This is a genomic window from Bradyrhizobium sp. P5_C12, from assembly GCF_054049735.1.
This window is the reverse complement of the sequence record NZ_JBFULU010000018.1, coordinates 58,067-81,085: the sequence shown is the minus strand read 5'-3', so window position 1 is coordinate 81,085 and position 23,019 is coordinate 58,067. Positions and strand designations below refer to the sequence as shown.

Below are 23,019 nucleotides of genomic sequence, written 5' to 3'. Positions count from 1 at the left end.
TGCGCATCGAGCCGTCGTGCGACTGCCTACTTCCGCAAAATCTTCACCAATTCCCCGTGCACGAACTCATTGCCGCACACGACATGCCCGGTCACCAGAGCATCACCCGGCGTGTCGATGTCGGTCACCGTCCCACCCGCTTCCCGCACCATGATCAGGCCGGCGGCGACGTCCCAGGATTGCAGATTGCGTTCCCAGTAGCCGTCGAGGCGGCCGGCGGCGACGAAGGCTAAGTCGAGCGAGGCGGCGCCGAAGCGGCGCAGCCCTGCGACGCGGTCCTGGATCGCGGTCATCTCGCGGCGGAATTCCTCGTGGTCGCCGCGGCCGATATGGGGCAGGCCGCAGGCCACCACGCATTCGTTGAGCTGGCGGCGGCCGGCCACGCGCAGGCGCTGGTCGTTGAGGAAGGCGCCCTTGCCGCGCTCGGCGATGTAGAGCTCGTCATTGGCCGGGTTGTAGATCACACCGGCGATGATGGTGCCTTCGCGCGACAGCCCGATCGAGATCGCGAATTGCGGGATGCCGTGCAGGAAGTTGGTGGTGCCGTCGAGCGGATCGACGATCCAGGTATGGCTCTTGTCGCTGCCCTCCCGCGTGCCGCCTTCCTCGCCGATGAAGCCGTAGCCGGGCCGCGCCTTGGCGAGGTCCTGGTAGAGGATCTCCTCGGCGCGCTTGTCGGCGAGCGAGACGAAGTTCGCCGGCCCCTTCAGCGAGACCTGGAGATGCTCGATCTCGCCGAGATCGCGCTTGAGGCTGCGGCCGGCGCGACGCGCAGCCTTGACCATGACGTTGATAGTGGCGGAATACAGCATGAGCTCTGGTCTTAATCGGGGGAAATGGCGCGAAATCGCGCGTGTTTGAGGGATGGGGTGCCCTGTGAGGGGCTTAAGGTCAAGTCATTTGGTCCCGAGCCATTTTTTGGCGGCGGCCTCGGCCTTGGCCCGGTCGTCGGGGGGCAGTTCGGAGAACTGCTTGTCGAGCTCGGGATCGCCCTTGCCGGCGGTTTTGGCCACCAGGTGCCATTTAAAACCCTCGACCTTGTCCGCGGACGTGCCCATGCCGTTGATCAGCACCCAGGCCAGCCGGTTCTGCGCAATCGCGCTGCCCTGGCGGGAGGCCTTGCGCAGCAACGCGACGGCGGCCGGCTGGTTCTTCGGCGTGCCGGTGCCGTTGAACAGCGCGATGGCATATTCGACCTCGGCATCGACATTGTCGGTCAGCGACGCCGCCTGGAGCAGCCGCACCGCCCTTTCGGGGTCCTTCGGCACGCCGGTGCCTTCCTTGTAGAAGGTCGCCAGCGCGTATTGCGCTTCGGGCAGGCCCGCGTCAGCCGCCTGGCGCAGCAGCTCGGCCGAGCGCCTGACGTCCTGCGGCAGGGTCTGGCCGTCGAGATAGAGCAGCGCGAGGTTATAGGCCGCCTTGGGTTCGCCGAGCTTGGCGGCGGACGCCATCAGCTTCACCGCCTCGCCCTTGTCGACCGGGCCGCCGCGGCCGGACATGCGCAGCATGGCGAGCGCGAACATCGCCTCGCGGTCGCCGGCGTCGGACGCGCGCTTGTACCATTCGAGCGCCTTGGCATAGTCGCGCCGGATGCCCATGGCGTTGGAGTAGAGTTCGCCCAGCATGGTCATGGCCTTGGGATCGCCGGCCTTGGCGCGCGCGGTAGCGAGCTCGAACGCCGTCTTGTACTGGCCGCGCTGATAGGCGCCGTACACCAGGTCGACATTTGAATTATCGGTCGGGGGCGCGGGGATCACGGTCGCGGCCGGCGCCGGGGTCGGCGAGGCCGACGGTTTTGGCGCGGCATCTTTCTTCTTGGTGATGGTGTGCGGCTTCACCGCCGGCTTGTCTTTGGGCTTTTCCTTGGCAGGCGAGGGGCTCGGCGCTGCCGCAGGCGGCGTGATCTGGAGCTGCGCGGCCGCGGGCGCCGTCAGCAGCAGCGTGGCCAGGATGGTGATGCGCTTGAGCTTCATCTCGGGCGCTAGCCCTGGTCCACGGGGAGAGTCGCGTGAGCCTTCTTGATCGCAGCATCGGCCTCGATCAGCGCGGCCTTGGGCCCGCGCGGATCGGCCCAGATCAGGTCGCCGACCAGCACGAAATCGGCGCCGCTGGCGGCGAAGTCGTAGGCCTCCTCGAACGAGGTCGCAAAGCCGACGCAGGGCGGCTCGAACAGCTCGGCCCACCAGTCCAGCCGTTCGGCAATGGCTTGCGCCGACGGCCGCTCGCCCTTTGCGTCGGGCTCGCCGAACAACACGTAGTCCGCGCCAATCTCGCCCGCATCCATGGAATGGTGCCGCGTCGTCAACCCGCCGACGCCGGCGATGCGATCGGGCTTGAGCGATGGCAGCGCCTCTTTCAGCGCGGCCATGCCGGGCAGGTGCGCGCCGTCGGCGCCGCCGCGTGCGACCAGCTCAGGATGGCCGTCGACGAGCAGCGCAGCGCCCCCTTTCTGGACCGGCGGCGCCAGCGCCTTGATGTGCGAGATCATGGTGCGCTGGTCGGTCTCCTTCAGCCGCAGCAGCACGGCCGCGACGTCGGCAGCGGCGAGCAGGCCCGGCAACTCGGCGACGAGCGACGCGGGATCATCGACAACAGGCGTCGCGAGATAGAGGCGCGGCGCCGGGCGCGGTGGAGGCGATTTGTTCGACAAGATCTAGGCTGCCTTCTTTTCCAGGCTGCTTTGCCATTCGCCCTTGGTGGCCAGCCCATTCATCCGCGCGCGGTGGCTGAAGGCGCGTTGGCCGGCCGCGACGTTCTCGGCCTTGCCGGACCACGCCTTCTGCGGCGCCGCCTRCAGCGCGCGGCCGTAGGAGAAGGTCAGGCCCCAGGGCAGCGGGCCGAGCTTGTGCATGGCGTTGAGATGCGCGGTCGCCTCCTCGTCGGACTGGCCGCCGGAGAGGAAGGCGATGCCGGGCACCGCCGCCGGCACGCATGCTTTCAAGAGCCGCATCGTCTTCTCCGCGACCTCCTCGACCGAGGCCTGCTTGGTGGATTTCTTGCCGGAGATCGCCATGTTCGGCTTCAGCACCATGCCCTCGAGCGCGACGCGCTGCACGCGCAATTCCTGAAAGGTCTTGTTGAGCACGCGTTGGGTTACCTCATAGCAGCGGTCGATGTCGTGATCGCCGTCCATCAGCACCTCCGGCTCGACGATCGGCACGATCTGCGCGGCCTGGCACAGCGCCGCATAGCGCGCCAGCGCATGGGCGTTGACGCCGATCGCCGTCATCGAGGGGATCCCGCTGCCGATGTCGATCACCGCGCGCCATTTGGCGAAGCGCGCACCACGCTCGTAATATTTCTTCAGCCGCTCGGCGAGCTTGTCGAGCCCGACGGTGACGAGCTCGCCCGGGCACATCGGCAGGGCTTGCGTGCCCTCGTCGACCTTGATGCCGGGGATGGCGCCGGTCTCTTTGATCAGCTTGACCAGCGGCGTGCCGTCCTTCGCGTCCTGCCAGATCGTCTCGTCATAGAGGATGACGCCGGAGATATACTGGCTCATGGCCTCCTTGGAGCGGAACAGCATCTCGCGATAGTCGCGGCGGCTTGATTCCGTCGATTCCACGCCGATCGCGTCAAACCGCTTCTTGATGGTGCCGGAGGATTCGTCGGCGGCAAGGATGCCCTTGCCGGGGGTGACCATGGCGGTCGCGATCCTGTTGAGCTCAGTCAGATTCATCGAGAGGTCCTCCCAAAACGATTCTGCCCTTGCCTGTGAAAATAGACCGTTCTCGGGCAAATGCCGAGTTAACGTTCGTCGCAGGGTAAAGGGGCGGGCAGGGAGGTCTTGTTACCTCTCCCCACCTGCGGGGAGAGGTCGGATCGCCCTTGCGATCCGGGTGAGGGGGTACAGGTCCCGCGGTCATCTCGTCCGCGGAGAGAGCCCCTCACCCCGACCCTCTCCCCGTAAGAACGGGGAGAGGGAGGGATAGAGATCACGCCACCTTCGGATCCAGCTCGCCCTTGGCGTAGCGCTTGGCCATTTCGGCGGTGGTCAGGACCTTCTTGATCTTGGAGGCCTGGCCTGCGGTGTTGAATTCCTGGAGCCGCTGCTTGCACAGCTTGGTCATGGCTTCCATCGCCGGCTTCAGGTACTTGCGCGGGTCGAACTCTTCCGGGTTGTCCTTGAGCACCTTGCGGATCTGGCCGGTCATCGCCATGCGGTTGTCGGTGTCGATGTTGATCTTGCGCACGCCGTTCTTGATGCCGCGCTGGATCTCGGCGACCGGCACGCCCCAGGTCGGCTTCATCTTGCCGCCATAGCTGTTGATGATGTCCTGGAGGTCCTGCGGCACCGAGGACGAACCATGCATGACGAGATGCGTGTTCGGCAGCTTGCGGTGGATCTCCTCGATCACGTTCATGGCGAGGATGTCGCCGTCCGGCTTGCGGGTGAACTTGTAGGCACCGTGCGAAGTCCCCATCGCGATCGCGAGCGCATCGACCCTGGTCTCCTGGACGAACTTCACGGCCTCGTCCGGATTGGTCAGGAGCTGGTCGTGGCTCAGCTTGCCTTCGGCGCCGTGGCCGTCTTCCTTGTCGCCCATGCCGGTCTCGAGCGAGCCGAGCACGCCGAGCTCGCCCTCGACCGAGATGCCGCCGAGATGGGCCATGTCGGTCACGGTCTTGGTGACGCCGACATTGTAGCCCCAGTCGCCGGGGGTCTTGCCGTCGGCCTTGAGCGAGCCGTCCATCATCACCGAGGTGAAGCCGGCCTGGATCGCCGTCATGCAGGTCGCGGCCTCGTTGCCGTGGTCGAGATGCACGCAGACCGGGATGTGCGGGTAGATTTCGGTCACCGCGTCCATCATGTGCTTGAGCATGATGTCGTTGGCGTAGGAGCGCGCACCGCGCGAGGCCTGGATGATGACCGGCGCATCGACCTGGTTGGCCGCGTCCATGATCGCTAAGGCCTGCTCCATGTTGTTGATGTTGAAGGCCGGTACGCCGTAATCGTGTTCCGCCGCATGATCGAGCAATTGACGCAACGTGATCCGAGCCATCTGTATCTTTCTCCCGTTTGGGCCAGTTCGGCCGCTAATTACTTGACGCGCAAGACCTCGACGCCGGGCAGGGGCTTGCCTTCCATCCATTCAAGAAATGCGCCACCTGCGGTCGAGACATAGGTGAAATCACCGGCCACATGGGCCTGGTTGAGGGCCGCGACGGTGTCGCCGCCGCCCGCGATCGAGATCAGCTTCTTGGCCTTGGTGCGCTCGGCGGCGTGCTTGGCGGCCGAGACCGTGCCGCGGTCGAAGGGCTGCAGCTCGAAGGCGCCGAGCGGGCCGTTCCAGACCAGGGTCGCCGCATCGTCGATCGCGGCATGGACGCGGGCGATCGATTGCGGGCCGACGTCGAGGATCATGCCGTCGGCCGGGATCGCGTCGAGGCCATAGGCATGCGAGGGCGCGTTGGCCGCGAAATGGTAGGCGACGGTGGCGTCCACCGGCAGGATGATGGCGCAGTTGGCGGCCTCGGCCTTTTCCATGATGCGCACTGCGGTGGCGGCCAGATCCTTCTCGGCCAGCGATTTGCCGATCCCGACGCCCTGCGCGTGCAGGAAGGTGTTGGCCATGCCGCCGCCGATCACCAGCGCATCGACCTTGTTGACGAGGTTTTCGAGCAGGTCGATCTTGGTCGAGACTTTTGCGCCGCCGATGATCGCGATGACGGGCTTGGTCGGCGAACCCAGCGCCTTCTCCAGCGCGACGAGCTCGGCCTGCATGGTGCGGCCGGCATAGGCCGGCAGCTTGTGGCCGAGGCCCTCGGTCGAGGCATGGGCGCGGTGCGCCGCCGAGAAGGCGTCATTGACCCAGATGTCGCCGAGTTTCGCCAATTCCGCGACGAAGGCCGGATCGTTCTTTTCTTCCTCTTTGTGGAAGCGGGTGTTTTCCAGGCAGAGGATGTCGCCGTCGTTCAGCGCCGCCACGGCCTTGGCCGCGGGCTCGCCGATGCAGTCATCGGCGAAGGCGACGGGCTTCTTCACGACCGCCGCCAACGCCTCGGCGACGGGCTTGAGCGACTCCTTGGCATCACGTCCCTTCGGCCGGCCGAAATGCGCGAGCAGGATGACCTTGCCGCCCTTGTCCGAGATTTCGGTGATGGTCGGCGCGACGCGCTCGAGCCGCGTTGCGTCGCTGACGCGCCCGTTCTCCATGGGCACGTTGAGATCGACGCGCAGCAGCACGCGTTTGCCCTTCACATCGACGTCGTCGAGGGTGCGGAATTTGTTCGCCATCGGACACTCTCTTGTCCCGGGCGCACTGCGGCGCGAAGTGCCGCTGTGCTGAACCGGGACCTACGCGGGGTGAGACATGGGTCCCGGCTCCGCGGCGCATCGTGAAGCCACGCTGCGCCGCGTCCGGGACACGAGACCTTGCTTAGATCACCTTCGCGAACGCGACGGCGGTGTCCGCCATGCGGTTCGAGAAACCCCACTCATTGTCGTACCAGGACATCACGCGCACCAGCGTGCCGTTCTGCACCTTGGTCTGGTCCTCGTGGAAGGTCGAGGAGTGCGGGTCGTGGTTGAAGTCGATCGAGACGTTCGGCGCGTTGGTGTAGCCGAGAATGCCCTTGAGCTGCTGCTCGGAGGCGCGCTTCATCGCCGCGTTGATTTCCTTGGCGTCGGTGGCGCGCTTGGCGACGATCTTGAGGTCGATGACCGAGACGTTCGGGGACGGCACGCGGATCGAGACACCGTCGAGCTTGCCCTTCAGTTCGGGCAGAACGAGGCCGATCGCCTTGGCGGCGCCGGTCGAGGTCGGGATCATCGACATCGCCGCCGCACGGCCGCGATAGAGATCCTTGTGCAGCGTGTCCAGCGTCGGCTGGTCGCCGGTATAGGCGTGGATCGTGGTCATGAAGCCGGTCTCGATGCCGACGAGGTCGTTCAGCACCTTGGCGACCGGCGCGAGGCAGTTGGTGGTGCAGGAGCCGTTGGAGACGACCAGATGATCCTTGGTCAGCGTGTCGTGGTTGACGCCGTAGACGATGGTGGCGTCGGCGCCGTCGGCGGGCGCGGAGACCAGCACGCGCTTGGCGCCGGCGGTCAGATGCGCGGAGGCCTTGTCCTTCGCGGTGAAGATGCCGGTGCACTCCATCGCGATGTCGACGCCGAGATCCTTCCAGGGCAGCTTCGAGGGATCGCGCTCGGCGGTCACCTTGATCTTGCCGCTGCCAAGGTTGATCGAGTCGCCATCGACGGTGACGGTGCCGGGGAAGCGGCCATGGACGCTGTCGAAGCGGAGGAGATGGGCGTTGGTCTCGACCGGGCCGAGATCGTTGATGCCGACCACCTCGATGTCCTTGCGGCCGGACTCAGCGATAGCCCGCAGGATGTTGCGACCGATGCGGCCAAAACCGTTAATTCCGACGCGGACTGCCATGTTTCGTCTCCTTATGACCGTTCAATGACGCGTGTTCAATGACGTCTGTCATCCCGCACAACGCGCTTAGCGCGCCTGCGAGGGTTTTTTTAGGGCGGACGCCCGGTTCGGCCGGGCGGTGCTTGATCATATGAGGAGTTACGTAGTCCTTTTTTTTGGCAAGCTCAACTCTCAGGAAACGCGTTTCAGCACGGCGTTAACCGCAGCCTCGGCGGTAATGCCGAAATGCTTGTAAAGGTCCTTCGCCGGCGCGCTGGCGCCGAAGGAATGCATGCCGATAAATTCGCCATCCTGGCCGATCACGGCATCCCAGCCCCAGCGCACCGCGGCCTCGATCGCGACCTTCACCGGCGCGTTGCCGATGATCGCGGCACGCTTCGCCTCTGGTTGCGCTAACAACAGCTCGAGCGACGGCACCGAGACCACCCGCGACGGGATGCCGCGTTCGGCGAGCTGCTTCTGCGCGGCGACCGCGATCTCGACCTCGGAGCCGGACGCGAACAGCGTCGCCTTGGCCTCGCCCTGGGCGGCGACGAGCTCGTAGGCGCCGTCCTGGCAAGGGCTTTCGTTCGGCGCATTGGTGCGCAGCTGCGGCAGGTTCTGCCGCGTCAGCGCCAGCACGGTCGGCCCGTCGACGCGGTTGAGCGCGAGCTCCCAGCACTCGGCGACCTCGATGGAGTCGCAGGGGCGGAACACGCGCATGTTGGGAATGGCCCGGAGTGCGGCGAGATGCTCGACCGGCTGGTGGGTCGGGCCGTCTTCGCCGAGGCCGATGGAATCGTGGGTCATCACGTAGACGACGCCGGCGCCCATCAGGGCGGCCAGCCGCATCGCGGGCCGCGCATAATCCGTGAACACCAGGAAGGTCGCGCCGTTCGGCGCGAAACCGCCGTGCAGGAAGATGCCGTTCATGGCGGCGGCCATGCCGTGCTCGCGGATGCCGTAATGGATGAAGCGGCCCTTCGGCGTCTTGGCGGAGAAGGCGCTTGCCGACTTCGCCTTGTTGTTGTTGGAGCCGGTGAGGTCGGCCGAGCCCGCCAGGAACTCCATCGGCATCGCGCCCGCGATGACTTCGATCACGGCTTCCGAGGATTTGCGGGTCGCCGCAGTCATCGGCTTTTCCAAAAGCTCCTTCTTGTAGGCGCGCACCGCCTTTGCGAGCGAGGCCGGCCGCTCATGGCGGAGCCGGCGCTCGAACTCGGCGCGCTTGCGGCTGCCGAGCTCGCTGATCCGTCCTTCCCATTCCTGGCGCGCCACAGAGCCGCGGCTGCCGGCTTCGCGCCAGGCCTTCAGCACGTCATCGGGCACCGCGAACGGCTCGAGCGAGATGCCGAGATTTTCCTTGGCGGCCTTGAGCTCCTCGGCGCCGAGCGCCTCGCCATGCGCCTTCGCGGTGCCGGCCTTGTGCGGCGCGCCGAAGCCGATGGTGGTGCGGCAGGCGATCAGCGTCGGCTTGCTGGATTTCTTGGCGCGCGTGATCGCGGCTGTGATCGCGGCCTGGTCGTGGCCGTCGATCTTCTCGGCGGCCCACCCCGCGGACTTGAAGCGCTTCACCTGGTCGACGGAGTCGGAGATCGAGGTCGGGCCGTCGATCGAGATGCCGTTGTCGTCGTAGAGCACGATCATCTTGTTGAGCTTCCAGTGCCCGGCCATCGCGATCGCTTCCTGCGACACGCCTTCCATCAGGTCGCCGTCGGAGGCGAGCACGAAAGTGTGGTGGTCGACGATCTTCTTGCCGAACTCGGCGGCGAGCATCTTCTCGGCGAGCGCCATGCCGACCGCGGTCGAGATGCCCTGGCCGAGCGGGCCGGTGGTGGTCTCGATGCCCTTGGTGTGGAAGTTCTCGGGGTGCCCCGGCGTCAGCCCGCCGAGCTGGCGGAACTGCTTGAGCTGGTCCAGCGTCATGTCGGTGTTGCCGGTCAGATAGAGCAGCGCATAGAGCAGCATCGAACCGTGGCCGGCCGAGAGCACGAAACGGTCGCGGTCGGGCCAGGCCGGCGTTGCCGCATCGAATTTCAGGAACTGCGTGAACAGCACCGTGGCCACGTCGGCCGCGCCCATCGGCAAACCAGGATGGCCGGATTTCGCCTTCTCCACGGCGTCCATTGCGAGGCCGCGGATTGCGTTGGCCATACGGGTGTGGTCGACCTGCGTCATGTCTGAAATCCGTCTGAAATGAGGCGCTTGTGGCGGAATTCGCCGCGCTGGAAGGAGCCTTGCGGCCGCTGGGGTCGCGGCTGGGATAGCATCTCGGTTCCGGGAGTCCAAGGCAATCAAACGCCATTCCCGGGCGAAAAGTTGCTCGTTTCGCAATCCGGAAAAGCCGCAGTCGCGGATCGTGCAGATCAGGAACCAACCGGCCGGCATGCTCAGGGCCGATCTATCGGTGCATAGTTTCGCGGCGACGTTGCGATTTGCTAGCTTGCCACGTAAATTTCTGCTTCTAACCGCTTGCCGAACCGAGTCTTTTGCCGGGCGGCAAGCCCCGATGCAAAGGCCACGAAGGTCCACCGCTGACCGCATGAACGATCGCGTTTCCAACAGTTCCGCCATGACCGAGTCCTCGGCCGTCGAGATCGAGATCGCGACCCGCAGGCTCATGGCGGCGCTCGACGCACTCGAAAGCGCGGTCGAGCGGCGGCGCGATGCCGATCGCGACGAGAACGAGCTTGCGACGCGAATCCAGGCGCTCGGCGCCGACCGCTCGCGGCTCGCCGACGAGCTCGACGGCGCGCTGGTGAAGGCGCGCAAGCTCGAGCGCACCAATCGCGAGATCTCCGACCGGCTGGATTCCGCCATCGTCACGATACGCTCGGTGCTCGATACCGGAGAGGATGGATGAGCCACATCAACGTCACCATCAATGGCCGGCAGTACCGCATGGCCTGCGAGGAGGGCCAGGAGGTGCGGCTGCTCAAGCTCGCCGAAAGCCTGGAGACGCGAATTCAGTCCCTGCGCGGAAAATTCGGTGAGATCGGCGATGCCAGGCTCACCGTGATGGCGGCGCTGACCGTCTGCGACGAGCTGGTCGATTCGGGCAACCGCATCCGCACCATGGAGCAGGAATTGACCGAGCTGCGGGATTTCCGCAATGCCGCCGTCGAGCGCGCCCGGATGACGCAGACCGCGGTGGTCAATGCGCTGAACGCCGCGGCCGAACGGATCGAGAAGTCGACCCAGGTCCTGAACCGGACCGTCGGCAACGGCATCGCGATCGGGTAGGGGCCGCTGCCACGCGGGCGGTGCGCTCCCTCCCCCGCTTGCGGGGGAGGGTTGGGGAGAGGGTGTCTCCACAAACGAGAAACCCCCAAGAGGAGAGAGCCCTCACCCGCCGCGCTTCGCGCGTCGACCTCTCCCGCAAGCGGGAGAGGTGACCAGCAACTGCAAGCCGGGCTGGTGATTCGTCAGTATCGTTGTTACATTGCCCGAGCGAGGCTGCGACGCGCGTCCGGAGCCATATATCCCCGGGGCCTTATCGATCCTTTAGGGAACTGTCCCTGGCCGGGCCCGTGGGCCCGGACATATGGTGCCCACCTACTTTCGTAGGGAACTCCGGGATCGAGTGCTTCAACGGCGTTCGCGGCTTCGCACTTGTGTTTTCTGGCAATGCGTTCTTGTCGGATGGCCGTCCACGACAAACCGGCAGTGTCATGCCCCGCGAAGGCGGGGCATCCAGTACGCCGCGGCGTCGATGTTTGATCACTGGCGTCTCTGGAATACTGGATCGCCTGCCCCAGTGCGCAAGTGCGCACAAGGCGGGCGATGACGGCGGAGCAAGCGCACATGACCAACACCAAAGCCGAACTCCGGGCCAAAGCCCTCGCCAAGCGCGACGCGTTGAGCGAGAAGAAACGCGCCACGGCCGCAACAAAACTCGCCAAGCGCGGGCTGCCCTTCAAGGTCCTGCCCGGCAGCATCGTCTCCGGCTACTCGCCGATCCGCAGCGAGATCGATCCGATGCCGTTGATGAAAAAGCTCGCCGAGGAGGGAGCACAGCTGGCGCTGCCTTGCGTCACCGCGCGCGGCCAGTCGCTGGTCTTCCGCATCTTTCATCCGAACGACCGCCTGATGCTCGGCCCGCTCGGCATTCCCGAGCCGTCGCCGGCAGCAAGCGAAGTCGTCCCCGACATCATGCTGACGCCGCTCGCTGCCTTCGACCGTCTCGGCCATCGCATCGGCTACGGCGCGGGGCACTACGACCACAGCTTCGCGCATTTGCGCAAGGTCAAGCAGATCGTCGGCATCGGGCTGGCTTTTGCCGCGCAGGAGATCGAGGCGGTTCCGGCACTATCGCACGACGTCGCGCTGGATTATGTGCTAACGGAATCGGACGTGTTCGATTTCCGGAGTTCTGAAGTTGCGCATTCTCTTCGTAGGTGATGTCGTCGGCCGCGCGGGGCGCTCGGCGATCGCCGAACATCTGCCCGGCATGGTCAAGGACTGGTCGCTCGATTTCGTCGTCGTCAACGGCGAAAACTCGGCCGGCGGCTTCGGCATCACCGAGGCGATCTACCAGGAGCTTCTCGATGCCGGCGCCGACGCGGTGACGCTCGGCAACCATTCCTGGGACCAGCGCGAGGCGCTGGTGTTCATCGAGCGCGCCGAGCGCCTGGTGCGGCCGGCGAACTATCCGCGCGGCACGCCCGGCCGCGGCGCCGCGCTGGTCGAGACCAAGAACGGCAAGCATGCCCTCGTCGTCAACGCTTTGGGCCGCGTCTTCATGACCCCGTTCGACGATCCCTTCGCGGCGCTCGAGCGCGAGCTCGGCGCCTGTCCGCTCGGCATTGCGGCCGATGCCATCGTCGTCGACTTCCATTGCGAGGCGACCAGCGAGAAGCAGGGCATCGGCTTCTTCTGCGACGGCCGCGCCAGCCTCGTCGTCGGCACGCATACGCATGTGCCGACCGCCGACCACCAGATCCTCACCGGCGGCACCGCCTACATGACCGACGCCGGCATGACCGGCGATTACGACTCCATCATCGGCATGCAGAAGGAAGAGCCGCTGCGCCGCTTCACGTCGGGGATTCCGTCGGGCCGTTTCGAGCCGGCGGCCGGCGTCGCCACGCTCAGCGGCGTTGCCGTGGAAACGGATGACGCCACGGGGCTTGCGCTGCGGATCGCGCCGGTGCGCGCGGGCGGCCGGCTGGAGCCGGCGAAGCCCGCATTCTGGATGCATTCCTGAATTGACCCGGGAGTCCGTGGTGCCGAGGCTCGTTGCCATCCTGCTGTTGCTGCTGCTCTCGAATGATGCGCTCGCGCAGATCCTGAGCAAGCCACGGCCGCCGGCGCGGGGGGCCGTGTCTCCTGCAGATATCGCGGAACGGCTGGAGAAGTCCGCCAACGAGACGGCCCGCATGGTGCCAAAGGCGGCGCGGGGCTCGGCGATCGATTTCGCTTGGCCGATGACTGCCGAGGAGTATGCCGCGACGGCAAAGCATGTGCTCGTGCTCGTGAGCGTCGTGACCCAGGATGCTACAGAGCTCCCCCTGCGCCGCGTCCACATCAGGGCGGGCGGCAACGATATCGAGCTGGTTCGCCTGAGCCATCAGCTCGTCGATGTCGCAAAAGGTTCCAGGACCTTTTCGGTGCTTGGCCCCTATCGCGAAGATGGATTCTACCTGGCGCCAGCCAGCGCAATGATGGCGGAGGGTTACCTGCAAGCCGATTTCGCTACCCGCCGAAGCGACTTCAACCTGTACAAATTGCCGGGCACGGCACCGGATTTCATTCGGTCGGACAAGAATCCCGAATCGTCGCCTGACAGCAAGCCGGATTTGGCGGCGGTCAAGGCGATGATCATGCGAGAGTACAAGGGCTTCAAGCCTCCGACGTTCGAGCGGGTGATGTTGCCGTTCTTGGAAAAGTCGGCGGCCCGCTAGCCCGTTGTCGCATCGCGCTGGTGGCGGCAACGCCGAAGTCCTGGTTGAGCTAGCTCGCGCCACACATTCAGTGTCGTCCCGGCGAAGGCCGGGACCCATACCCCCAGGACGTGGTTGTGGCGCGAAGCAGGTAACCACGCATCTTCACCAAACGACTGCCTGTGGCTATGGGTCCCGGCCTTCGCSGGGACGACGCTGGAGGGTGACGCGCGGGATAGCGACCCACGCGCGCGTTTACTCCGCCGTCTGCTCCCTCAACTCCGCGACGTCCTTCGCCGTCAGCTTCGAGCCCTTGGTGCCGAACCGCGCGGTGACGTAATTCGCCACCGCCGCGATCTCGTCGTCGCTATACGCATTACCGAACGCCGGCATCGACAGCGCGCCATCCGGCGTGTGTCGCTTGGTGCCCGAGAGCACGATCTGCGCGACGTTGGTGGCGGCGGGGTCGTTGACGGCCCAGGTGCCGGTCAGCGTCGCCATCGGCGACACCGGGCTCTCGCCGCTCCAGCCGTGGCAGCTGGCGCAGGCGCTGGCGAACACCTGCTTGCCGCGCGCATCCGCCGTCACGCCGTCCTTGTGCGAGGCAGGCGCGGCGGGCGCCGTGCCGGCGGGCAGGTCGGGCGAAGGCTGCGGCGGTACGCTGCGCAAATAGGCGACGATGCCGCGGATGTCCTCAGGCGCGAACTGGCTAAAGCTGTGGTCGACGGCTTCACCCATCGGACCCGAGGCCGAGCCGTGGCCGGGCGCATGGCCGAGCGATAGGTACGAGATCAGATCCTCGTCGCGCCAGTTGCCCAGACCAGTCGCCTTGTCCGAGGTGATGTTGAAGGCGCGCCAGCCGGCCGTGATCGCGCCGGCGAACTTCTTGCGATTGTCCAGCGCGAAGCCGAGATTGCGCGGCGTATGACACTCGCCGCAATGCGCGAGCGCCTCCGCGAGATAGGCACCTCTGTTCCACTCCGGGCTCTTCGAGGTGTCGGGCGTAAAGCGCGTGTCCGGATTGAACACGGCCGACCAGAAGATCATCGCCCAGCGCTGGTTGAACGGGAACGACAGCGTGTTGTCCGGCGCCTTCGCGCGCACCGCCGGCAGGCTGAACAGATACGCCTTCACCGCCAGCACGTCCTCGTCGGTCATGTAGGTGTAGGACGTGTACGGCATCGCCGGATAGAGCCGAGCGCCGTCGCGGCGCTTGCCGTGCTGGACGGCGCCCAGGAAATCCTGGTCGCTGTAATTGCCGATGCCGGTGTCCTTGTCCGGCGTGATGTTGGTCGAATACAGCGTGCCGAACGGCAGCTTGAAGCCGAGCCCGCCGGAATAGTCCTTCTCGCCGGGCTTGGTGTGACAGACCATGCAGTCGGCCGCTTTCGCAAGATACTCGCCGCGTTCGACCAGGCTTGCCTTCTCGAGCTTTGCCGGCACGCCGGTCGGCTTGCCGGCGCGGTAATCCGCCAGCGCCACCTTGGGGCCGCCAGCGAAATCGAGCGGGCCGGGCCCGCGGATGATCCAGACGCCGAGCGCGGCCACGACGATGGCGACCACGACGAGGCTTGCCAGAATACGCGTCTTGCCGCTCATGCCTTTTTCCCCGCAGCCAGCAGTTTCCGGTCGATCGGCAGGCGCCGCAGCGCCACGCCGGTTGCGGCGTAGATCGCGTTTCGCAGCGCCGGCGGCCCCGCCGTCGTGCCGGTCTCGCCAATTCCGCCGGGTGCCTCGCCGCTCTTGACGAGGTGAACCTCGATCTTCGGCGTCTCGTTGATGCGCATCATGCGGTAGTCGTGGAAGTTCGACTGCTGCACCCGGCCCTTGTCGATGGTGATCTCGCCGTAGAGCGCGGCGGTAAGGCCGAAGATCAGCCCGCCCTCGACCTGAGCCACGATCGTATCGGGATTGACGGCGATGCCGGTATCCACCACCGAGGTCGCACGGCGTAGATTGATCTCGCCTTGCTCGTCGACCTCAGCTTCCACAACGGTTGCGATGAAACTCCCGAAAGACGGCTGCAAGCACACGCCGCGCCCGACACGCGCCGGCAACGGTTGACCCCAATTGGCTTTCTCTGCCGCAAGATTGAGGACGGACAGGAAGCGCGGTTGATTGGCCAGCATTCCACGGCGAAACTCGACCGGGTCCTTGCCCGCCTTGCGCGCCAGTTCGTCGATGAAGCATTCGACCGCAAACACGTTGTTGTTGGGCCCGACCCCGCGCCAGAACCCCGTTGGTATCGCCGGCGGTTCGGCCCGCACATATTCGACGTGGACATTCGGGATGTCGTAGGGCACGTCGGTGGCGCTGTCGATCGCGTCGATATCGATGCCCTTCTGAAAGGCCGGCGGCAGCCAGCGCGCGATGATCGCAGCGCCGGCAATCTTGTATTTCCAGCCGACGATCTTGCCGGCCGACAAGGTCGCTGCGATCGTATCGCGATAGACCGGTCGATAGATGTCGTGCTGAATGTCCTCCTCGCGGGTCCACACGACCTTGACCGGCCCGTCGACCTCTTTGGCGATGCGAACGGCCGCGACCACCATGTCAGGCTCGAGCTTGCGGCCGAAGCCGCCGCCCAGCAGGTGATTGTTGACGGTCACCTTTTCGACCGGGAGCCCGGCCGCCTTTGCCGCCTCCGACTGCACGCGCGCCATGATCTGCGTTCCGGTCCAGATTTCGCAGGAATCGGGCGTGCAATGCACCGTGGCGTTCAACGGCTCCATCGTTGCGTGGGCGAGAAACGGCAGCTCGAACGAAGCTTCGAGTTTTTCGCCGCTCGCGAGGCCCTTGGCGATGTCGCCGGTGGATTTGGCGACCACGCCGTCCTTTGCGCTGGCGGCGCGCAAATCGTCCCAAATCGCTTTCGAATTGACCTTTTCGTTCGGTCCCTCGTTCCACTCGATGTCGAGCGCGTCCAGGCCTTTTTTCGCCGCCCACATGTGATCGCCGACGACGGCGACGAGATCGTCGAGCACGACGATCTTTCGCACACCCGGAATCTTCTTCGCGGCACGATCATCGACCTTGCCGACCTTGCCGCCGAAAACCGGGCACTGCGCCAGCGTTGCGAACTTCATGTTCGGCACGATGGCGTCGATACCGTAGACCGCCTTGCCGTTGACCTTCTCGGGCGTATCGAGCCGCTTGAACGGCTGGCCGATATAGACGAAATCCTTGGGGTCCTTGAGCGGGACGTCCTTGGGCGGCGTCTGGCCGCTCGCGGCAGCCGCAAGCGCGCCATAGGAGAGCGTCCGGCCGCTCGCCTTGTGGGTCACCTCACCCTTCGACGTCGTGCAACTGGCGGGATCGACGTTCCATTGCGCAGCGGCAGCCTGCACCAGCATGGCACGCGCGCTGGCGCCGGCTTCACGCAGCGGCTTCCAGAATGCCCGGACCGATGTGGAGCCACCGGTCGCCTGAATGATGAAAATCGGATTGCCGTAAAGCTTCTCGTTGGCCGGTGCGTGCAGCAGTTGGACTTTCGACCAATCCGCGTCGAGCTCCTCCGCCAGGATCATCGAGATCGCAGTGTAGATTCCCTGTCCCATCTCGACCTGCGGCATCACCAGCGTGGTCGCACCTTCAGGGTCGATGCGGATGAAGGCGTTGGGCGCGAACTTTCCGTCGGTCGCGTCAGGCGGCTGCACCGGCTCGTTGACGGCGGCGCGCAGCGGCAGGTGGAAGGCCAGCAGGAAGCCGGAGGCGAGGCCGCCGGTCAGAAGCGTGCGGCGGGAGACGCTGTTGTGTGCATTCATGGCGGACCTCACGACTGCCGGCCGGAGGCGGCCTGCTTGATGGCCTCGCGGATGCGCACATAGGTGCCGCAACGGCAGATGTTGCCGGCCATCGCCGCGTCGATGTCGGAATCATCGGGATGGGGCGTCGCCGCCAGCAGTGCCGCGGCCGACATGATCTGGCCGGACTGGCAGTAGCCGCACTGAACCACTTCGGCCTCTAACCAGGCCTTCTGCACCTTCGCGCCCGTAGGCGTGCTGCCGATGTGCTCGATGGTGGTGATGGTGCGGTTCTCGACCGCGCTGACCGGCAGCACGCAGGAGCGCACCGCCTTGCCGTCGACATGCACCGTGCAGGCGCCGCATTGCGCGATGCCGCAACCGAATTTCGTGCCTGTCATTCCGAGAATGTCGCGCAGCACCCACAGCAGCGGCATGTCCGGTGGCGCGTCGAAGGACTTCTGTTCGCCGTTGATGGTGAGATTAGTTGCCATGTGCATCCCCTTGCTCGACGATCGCTTACGGCGATCATGTCGGCGAATTCCGCGCGACCATAATCATACCGACGCGAAACGATGAAGCGTTGAAATTCCCGGCAATGCATATTTGCGCTGCGAAAGCGTCAGGCCATGACGTTCACGAATTTGTGCGGCGATCGCTGCAACGGTTTTGGGCTAATTGATATGATAATCGTCATGTTTTGGCGCATTTTCGTCGTATCCATCGTCGATCGCTGCAGATGACCGTGCGAACGCGCAAAATCATGCGATGACGAAACTCGTGCGTTTGGGAAAGTCGGGCGGCGATCGCGGCTACGTTCGACGGGATTAATCGCGGCTGGCCATTGTTGTGCCCTCTCCCCTTGCGGGAGAGGGCAACACCGCTGGGGGATACAACCTCACTAGGGTGAGGGGTCTCTCTTCGCGAGTCCGGAATTGTAGGGTGGGCAAAGGCGCACTTGCGCCGTGCCCACGAACCTTGCAAGACAGCAATAGACACGTGGGCACGCTTCGCTTTGCCCACCCTACGGCACTGCGCCGTGAGTATGTCAGGTGACCGCGCCCCGCGCCGCGATCGGCCAAAGCGCCTCCACGCGGGCGTCCGGTTTATTGAAGCCGCGCACGCCGACATACCAGTCGTAGAGATTGACGGTCGGGTCGCAATGACCCGGGATGAGCGTCACCTTGTCGCCAATCGCCAGCCGTGACGAAGCGCTGTCGAAGTCGAGCAGGCCGTGCTCGTCAGAGGGCCGATGATAGCGCAGGTCGGGCCGGCCCAGCACAACCGGAAATCCGCTGTCGTTTGACAGGGCCTTGTGGCCCGCATCGATGACCGCGCGTTCGCCGGAGGGAGTGCTCATCACGGTCGCGATCACGAACAGCGCATGCTCAAACAGGTTGGCATTGCGCGTCCCGTCGGCGACGTTTTTCGCGTAGTCGGCGTCCATGAAAATATAGGAGCCGGCCTGCAATTCGTTCCAGACGCCGCTAGCGCCTTCGAGTTCGAACGTCCCGGTTCCCGCGCCTCCAATCGTCCGGCATTGAAAGCCTGCCTCCTTGAGGACGCGAAGTGTTTCCATGGTCGCGTTCGCGGCACTGGCGATGGCAGCGCGCCGCTCCTCCGGCGTGCGCAAGTGCTGGGCGGAGCCGTGGTAGGCCTGTAAGCCGCCGAACGACAGGAAGCGCGAACCCGCCGCCTGCCGCGCCAGGCCGGCTGCGGCTGGCCCCGGCCTGACGCCGCAGYGACCGGCACCGACGTCGACCTCGACCAGGACTTCGATCTGCGAGCCGGCCCGTTCCGCGGCGAGCGCCAGTTGCTCAAGAACGATCGAATTGTCGACGCAAACGCTGATGCGCGCGTGGCGCGCGAGGGACGCGAGCCGTTCCAGCTTCCGCAGACCCACGACCTCATTGCTGACGAGGACGTCACTCACCCCGCCCGCCACCAGGATCTCGGCCTCGGCAACCTTCTGGCAACACATGCCAACCGCGCCGCGCGCGATCTGCTTGGCCGCGATGATCGGTGACTTATGGGTCTTCGCATGCGGACGCAACCGAACGCCGAGCTTGCCGACCGCTGTCGCCATCGTGTCGAGATTGCGCTCGAAGGCGTCGAGGTCGATGATCAGCGCCGGTGTATCGATCTCGGAAAGCGGCGCGCCGATTTGGGTGGGTGGAAGGGACATCGAAAACCAGCTGATTGTGTTCGGGCTCGCGCCCCGAATATGCGGCAGCCTTTCTATGGCAACAACGGCCGTCGCACCAGTGCTGGCGGCTTCGACGCTCGGCTGCAAAGGTCGACGAGCAACGTGAGAAGGGCTCGCACCAGGACCCGTCGCTGATCTGCTCCGGGGCAGACGCAGGACTCGTGCGGTGAGCAGCCCCTCTGCTGCAAGTACGATTTCGGAATATTGGTATTCTATCCCTGTTTTGCCCGACGGGTCAAGGGTTCGTCAGGCGCCTTGCGTGCGATGAGGCGCAAGCCATTGATTCCTCACGCCCCGGCTACTGTGCATGGGGTTGTTTTTCAGATTTTGATGTGAGGGCCGCAGGAGCGGTCGTCAGCTCTGCCGAAAACCCATGCGGAACGCGCCCCAGTGCCTGCCGCGGACCATGATCGGTGACGACAGGTCCTTCATCAGCACGAACTGCCCGCCGCCCATGTCTCGGCGATAGGTTTGCAGCAGGAAGGGTTTTGTGTTGGCCGCGACCTTCTTCACCGCGCGGTCGCTGAACAGGCGGCGGTTGCGGCAATTGGCGTTATTCCAGACCGGGTCCTTGCCCTGCGGCAGGCGGTAGTTCGGATTGTGGGTCGGCAGGTAGCCGCCCCTGGCCCAGGCGACGCAGAAAACGATGCGGGGGTCGGATTTCTGGATCGGGTCCTGGATGGCGGGCAGCACGCGGTCGGCGAAGTCGACGTAGCTGGTGAGATACTGCTTTGGATCGGTGCCGGGAATTTCCCGGTACTTCTCGTCCATGAGCTGGTCGAGCGTGATCTCGCCGCGATCGATCGCGGCCTCGAACTCGGCCGAGATCTGCCTGGCGGTCTCGACGACCGCGCGGATCAGCGGCGCGTCCGACGTCTCCACGCCGCTGTCGGCGATCATCGCGATCAGGCCTTCGGAGGTGTCGAGCAGCTTGGTCACCCGCTGGTCGGCGTTCTTGAGATCGCGCGAGGAGAGGTCGACGCCCTTGGCCAGCTCGTTGAGCTCTGTGATGACGGTGTCGCAATGGCCGAGATTGGAGGTCGCCGCGCGCGTGACGCTGTCGATCTCGGCTTCGACGGAGGCAAAGCCCTGCTGCACGCGCGAGATGATGCCGGAGATCTGCTGGGCGCCTTCGCCCGCGGTCTTTGCGCGCAGCGAGGCGTCGCTGCTCTCGCCGATCAGGCCTTCGATCTGGCCGTCGAGATCGCGCACGGTGTCGGAGATCTGATGCGTGGCCTGGCGGGTGGCTTCCGCGAGGTTCTTCACCTCGCTTGCCACCACCGCGAAGCCGCGTCCGGCATTGCCGGCGCGCGCGGCCTCGATGGTCGCGTTGAGCGCGAGCAGATTGGTCTGCTTCGCGATCGCTTCGATCGAGCCGGACACCTTTGCGACCTGCGCCAGCGCGGAGCCGACGGCGCTCAAGCGCGCCTCGATCCGGCCCACAGCGGCGACGAGCTCCGAGATGTGGCTGACCGCGGCGTCGACCGCGCCGCGCGACTGCGCGATCTCGCCGACGGCGGCCGAGGTGGTCGACTGCACCGCCTGCGACGCATTGGCGATGTCGTGGTTGGCCGAGACCATCGTCTCGGCCGTCTTCTGGAGGTGATGAAACCGTTCAGACTGGTTCGCGACGCGGCTTGCGACCTCCTGGACGTTGCCGGCGATGTCGGCAAGTTCCACGCCGAGGCCGCCGATGCGGTCGGCAAGCTGGTCGATGAGGCGCTCGGCCAGCGTCCGGTTCGATCCGGTGTCCAATACTGCAAGCTGCGCGACGGACATGTTTGGGCTTCCTCCAGTCAGAGCCGTGCGCCGGCCCTCCGCGGCATTCCCATTCCAATCCCGATTCTAAAGGATGATTCGCGTCCGGCGTCTTGCCTGAGCGTGCACTCAGGCGCGAAGAATTGTCATCGCGCTTTAGCTCCTTGTTTGCGCATGATCTTTTTGAAGAACCGCGGCACGCTTTTTTTCGGATTGCGCGCTAGAGCTTATAGGCCGTCCTGAATCCACCCCAGTGCCGGCCCTGCACGCGGACCGGGACGTCGATCTCGCGCATCATGACCGTGTTCCCGTTGCCCATGTCGCGCGCATAGCTCTGGATCAGATACGAGCGCAGGTTGTGCGCGGCCCCCAACCCCGCCGGATCGTTGAAAATCCGTCGGTTGCGGCAGTTGGCCGTATTCCAGGCGGCGTCGCCCGGCCGTTGCGGATGCGAGTAGATCTTGTTGTGCACCGGCAGGAAGCCGTTGCGGTCGACCATGGCGCAGAACGCCATGCGGGGCTCCTTGGCCAGGAACGCCTCCTGGAACGGCGGCAGCGCGCGGTCGGCCCAGTCCAGATATCTGGTGCGGTATTGCTGCGGATTGGTGCCGGCGATTTCGACGTAATCGGTATCGAAGAGATCGTCGATCTTGACTTCGCCGCGCGCAACCGCCTGCTCGAAGATCCTGGTCAGCGCGTTGCCCGCCTCCAGCGCACGGGTGACGAACTCCGTGTTCTCCTCGTGGATCGACCAGAGCTTGTCCTCGATCTTCTCGTTCAGCTCGGCGGTAGGGCCGACGAATTGGGTGCGGGCGCCGGCCTTGGACTGCTCGATGACACGCAGGCGGCACGAGCCGACATCTTCGAGGCTGCCGTCGATGATGCCCTGCGGCGCGAGCCGGCCTGCGTCCGCGCCGCCGATCAGCACGCCATCCATCGCGATTTCGTAGACCGGCATCAGCCCGCGCGCGGTCTCGAGCTTGAGATGGCAGGGCAGCCGCTCGGTCTTGCGGCGATCGTCGTGCTCGCTCTGCCGGAGCAGGATCGCGCAGCGCGATTTCAGCTTCTGCGCGAAGGTGGTGACGGCCTTGCCGGCACTGGCGACGCTCTCGCCGTGGGTCGCGGCGGCCTTGGTCGCGGCATCGATCTCGGCGGCGCTCTCGCCGACCGAGATGATGAACTGCGACGCGCTGGCCGCGTTGTTGGAGACCTCGCCGGTGGTCGCGTTCTGCTCGGCCACGGCGCCGTTGACGGTGTCGAACACCGGCCGGATCGCCTCGATCGCCTGCGAGATGCGATGGACCGCATCCGCCGATCCGGCCGCGTCACGCTGCAGCGCGTCGATCTTCCTGGTGATCTCTTCGGTCGCGCCCTGGGTCTGCACCGCGAGCGCTTTGACCTCGGTGGCGACGACCGCGAAGCCCTTGCCGGCCGCGCCGGCGCGCGCCGCCTCGATGGTCGAGTTGAGCGCGAGCAGCGTGGTCTGCCGCGCGATCTGCGCGATCAGATTGACGACATTGCCGATTGCGGCCGAGGACTCGCGCAGCCGGTCGACATTGGCGCGCGCCTCCTGCGCCGCGGCGCTGGCCTCGTCGGCGAGCTTGCCGGCCGCGCGGACCTGCGCGCCGATTCCCTGTGCGGACTGGGTGAACTTGTCGGCGGCCTGGGCGAAGGTGGAGGCGGTCGATTGCGCGGAATTGGTCCGGCCGGTCAGCGCGTCGGTGCGCAGGCGGATATCGGCAAGCGTCGCCGCGGTCGCCTCCGCGCCGCCGGCGACCGAATTGGCGGCACGCTCAAGCTGGCGAATCATCGCGCCCAGCTCGAGTTCCAGCAGTTCGAGGATTTCCCTGGCCGAATCGCTCTCGGCGGCCGGCGCGGGCTCGGCATTGACGGCAGGCGGCGCAGCTTGCGGGGCTGTCGCAGGCGCGGCCGAATCCGGCAGACGCTTCCGAAATAGTCCGAACGCCATCAGGTCACTCTTGTCGGGGGACGGGCGGTCGCTATTTTCGCAGGCCGGAATGAAGTCAGGGTTAACGATGCCTAACATCTGGACAGGGGGCCCT

At 65.6% G+C, this 23,019-nt stretch carries 19 protein-coding genes and 1 other RNA gene; 6 read left to right on the top strand and 14 right to left on the bottom strand.

Features of this window, described 5'->3' with window-relative positions:
• Positions 1-26: 26 nt before the first annotated feature.
• The 8 genes from ACXJMY_RS18145 to tkt all read right to left on the bottom strand — a co-directional run bounded on the left by ACXJMY_RS18145 (position 27) and on the right by tkt (position 9,545).
• A complete protein-coding gene (locus ACXJMY_RS18145) occupies positions 27-812 on the bottom strand; it encodes an inositol monophosphatase family protein (protein WP_456620706.1) in 786 nt (261 codons plus the stop codon).
• Positions 813-896: 84 nt separating this feature from the next.
• The gene (locus tag ACXJMY_RS18140; protein ID WP_456620705.1) at positions 897-1,973 is read right to left on the bottom strand and encodes a tetratricopeptide repeat protein; all 1,077 of its coding nucleotides are present in this window, start codon (positions 1,971-1,973) and stop codon (positions 897-899) included.
• An 8-nt stretch (positions 1,974-1,981) separates the two neighbouring features.
• Complete coding sequence (locus ACXJMY_RS18135) at positions 1,982-2,650, bottom strand: thiamine phosphate synthase (protein ID WP_456620704.1); 669 nt, start codon at positions 2,648-2,650, stop codon at positions 1,982-1,984.
• Positions 2,651-2,653: 3 nt separating this feature from the next.
• Positions 2,654-3,679 (bottom strand): class I fructose-bisphosphate aldolase, encoded by a 1,026-nt coding sequence (locus ACXJMY_RS18130; RefSeq protein WP_456620703.1) that lies wholly within the window; start codon positions 3,677-3,679, stop codon positions 2,654-2,656.
• A 256-nt stretch (positions 3,680-3,935) separates the two neighbouring features.
• Complete coding sequence (gene fba / locus ACXJMY_RS18125; protein ID WP_456620702.1) at positions 3,936-5,003, bottom strand: class II fructose-bisphosphate aldolase; 1,068 nt, start codon at positions 5,001-5,003, stop codon at positions 3,936-3,938.
• Positions 5,004-5,041: 38 nt separating this feature from the next.
• The gene (locus ACXJMY_RS18120; RefSeq protein ID WP_456620701.1) at positions 5,042-6,238 is read right to left on the bottom strand and encodes a phosphoglycerate kinase; all 1,197 of its coding nucleotides are present in this window, start codon (positions 6,236-6,238) and stop codon (positions 5,042-5,044) included.
• Positions 6,239-6,380: 142 nt separating this feature from the next.
• Positions 6,381-7,388, bottom strand: coding sequence for a type I glyceraldehyde-3-phosphate dehydrogenase (gap, locus tag ACXJMY_RS18115; protein WP_456620700.1), 1,008 nt, complete (start codon positions 7,386-7,388; stop codon positions 6,381-6,383).
• A gap of 171 nt (positions 7,389-7,559) precedes the next feature.
• Positions 7,560-9,545, bottom strand: a complete 1,986-nt coding sequence (gene tkt, locus ACXJMY_RS18110) for a transketolase (RefSeq protein ID WP_456620699.1) — start codon at positions 9,543-9,545, stop codon at positions 7,560-7,562.
• A gap of 364 nt (positions 9,546-9,909) precedes the next feature.
• Here tkt and ACXJMY_RS18105 point away from each other — a divergent pair, with 364 nt between their 5' ends.
• From ACXJMY_RS18105 to ACXJMY_RS18080, 6 genes are all read left to right on the top strand, one after another.
• Entirely contained in the window at positions 9,910-10,230 is a 321-nt protein-coding gene (locus tag ACXJMY_RS18105) for a DUF4164 domain-containing protein (protein ID WP_063701112.1), read from the top strand.
• A complete protein-coding gene (locus ACXJMY_RS18100; RefSeq protein ID WP_211382142.1) occupies positions 10,227-10,610 on the top strand; it encodes a cell division protein ZapA in 384 nt (127 codons plus the stop codon). The genes ACXJMY_RS18105 and ACXJMY_RS18100 overlap by 4 nt, the downstream gene beginning before the upstream one ends.
• A gap of 207 nt (positions 10,611-10,817) precedes the next feature.
• Positions 10,818-10,978, top strand: a non-coding RNA gene (gene ssrS / locus ACXJMY_RS18095) — 6S RNA.
• Positions 10,979-11,171: 193 nt separating this feature from the next.
• Positions 11,172-11,768, top strand: a complete 597-nt coding sequence (locus tag ACXJMY_RS18090) for a 5-formyltetrahydrofolate cyclo-ligase (protein WP_456620698.1) — start codon at positions 11,172-11,174, stop codon at positions 11,766-11,768.
• Complete coding sequence (locus ACXJMY_RS18085) at positions 11,746-12,573, top strand: TIGR00282 family metallophosphoesterase (protein ID WP_456620697.1); 828 nt, start codon at positions 11,746-11,748, stop codon at positions 12,571-12,573. The genes ACXJMY_RS18090 and ACXJMY_RS18085 overlap by 23 nt, the downstream gene beginning before the upstream one ends.
• Positions 12,574-12,592: 19 nt before the next feature.
• Entirely contained in the window at positions 12,593-13,270 is a 678-nt protein-coding gene (locus ACXJMY_RS18080) for a hypothetical protein (RefSeq protein ID WP_456620696.1), read from the top strand.
• A 234-nt stretch (positions 13,271-13,504) separates the two neighbouring features.
• On the opposite strand, the gene ACXJMY_RS18075 is transcribed toward ACXJMY_RS18080, so the two are convergent.
• From ACXJMY_RS18075 to ACXJMY_RS18050, 6 genes are all read right to left on the bottom strand, one after another.
• On the bottom strand, positions 13,505-14,848 hold the full coding sequence (locus ACXJMY_RS18075; RefSeq protein ID WP_456620695.1) for a c-type cytochrome: 1,344 nt from the start codon (positions 14,846-14,848) through the stop codon (positions 13,505-13,507).
• Positions 14,845-17,013, bottom strand: coding sequence for a molybdopterin cofactor-binding domain-containing protein (locus ACXJMY_RS18070; RefSeq protein ID WP_456620694.1), 2,169 nt, complete (start codon positions 17,011-17,013; stop codon positions 14,845-14,847). The genes ACXJMY_RS18075 and ACXJMY_RS18070 overlap by 4 nt, the downstream gene beginning before the upstream one ends.
• Before the next feature lie 8 nt (positions 17,014-17,021).
• The gene (locus ACXJMY_RS18065; RefSeq protein WP_456620693.1) at positions 17,022-17,486 is read right to left on the bottom strand and encodes a (2Fe-2S)-binding protein; all 465 of its coding nucleotides are present in this window, start codon (positions 17,484-17,486) and stop codon (positions 17,022-17,024) included.
• A 554-nt stretch (positions 17,487-18,040) separates the two neighbouring features.
• A complete protein-coding gene (locus ACXJMY_RS18060) occupies positions 18,041-19,177 on the bottom strand; it encodes a DSD1 family PLP-dependent enzyme (protein ID WP_456620692.1) in 1,137 nt (378 codons plus the stop codon).
• Positions 19,178-19,552: 375 nt separating this feature from the next.
• On the bottom strand, positions 19,553-20,977 hold the full coding sequence (locus ACXJMY_RS18055) for a methyl-accepting chemotaxis protein (protein ID WP_456620691.1): 1,425 nt from the start codon (positions 20,975-20,977) through the stop codon (positions 19,553-19,555).
• Positions 20,978-21,176: 199 nt separating this feature from the next.
• The gene (locus ACXJMY_RS18050; RefSeq protein WP_456620690.1) at positions 21,177-22,925 is read right to left on the bottom strand and encodes a methyl-accepting chemotaxis protein; all 1,749 of its coding nucleotides are present in this window, start codon (positions 22,923-22,925) and stop codon (positions 21,177-21,179) included.
• Positions 22,926-23,019: the final 94 nt, after the last annotated feature.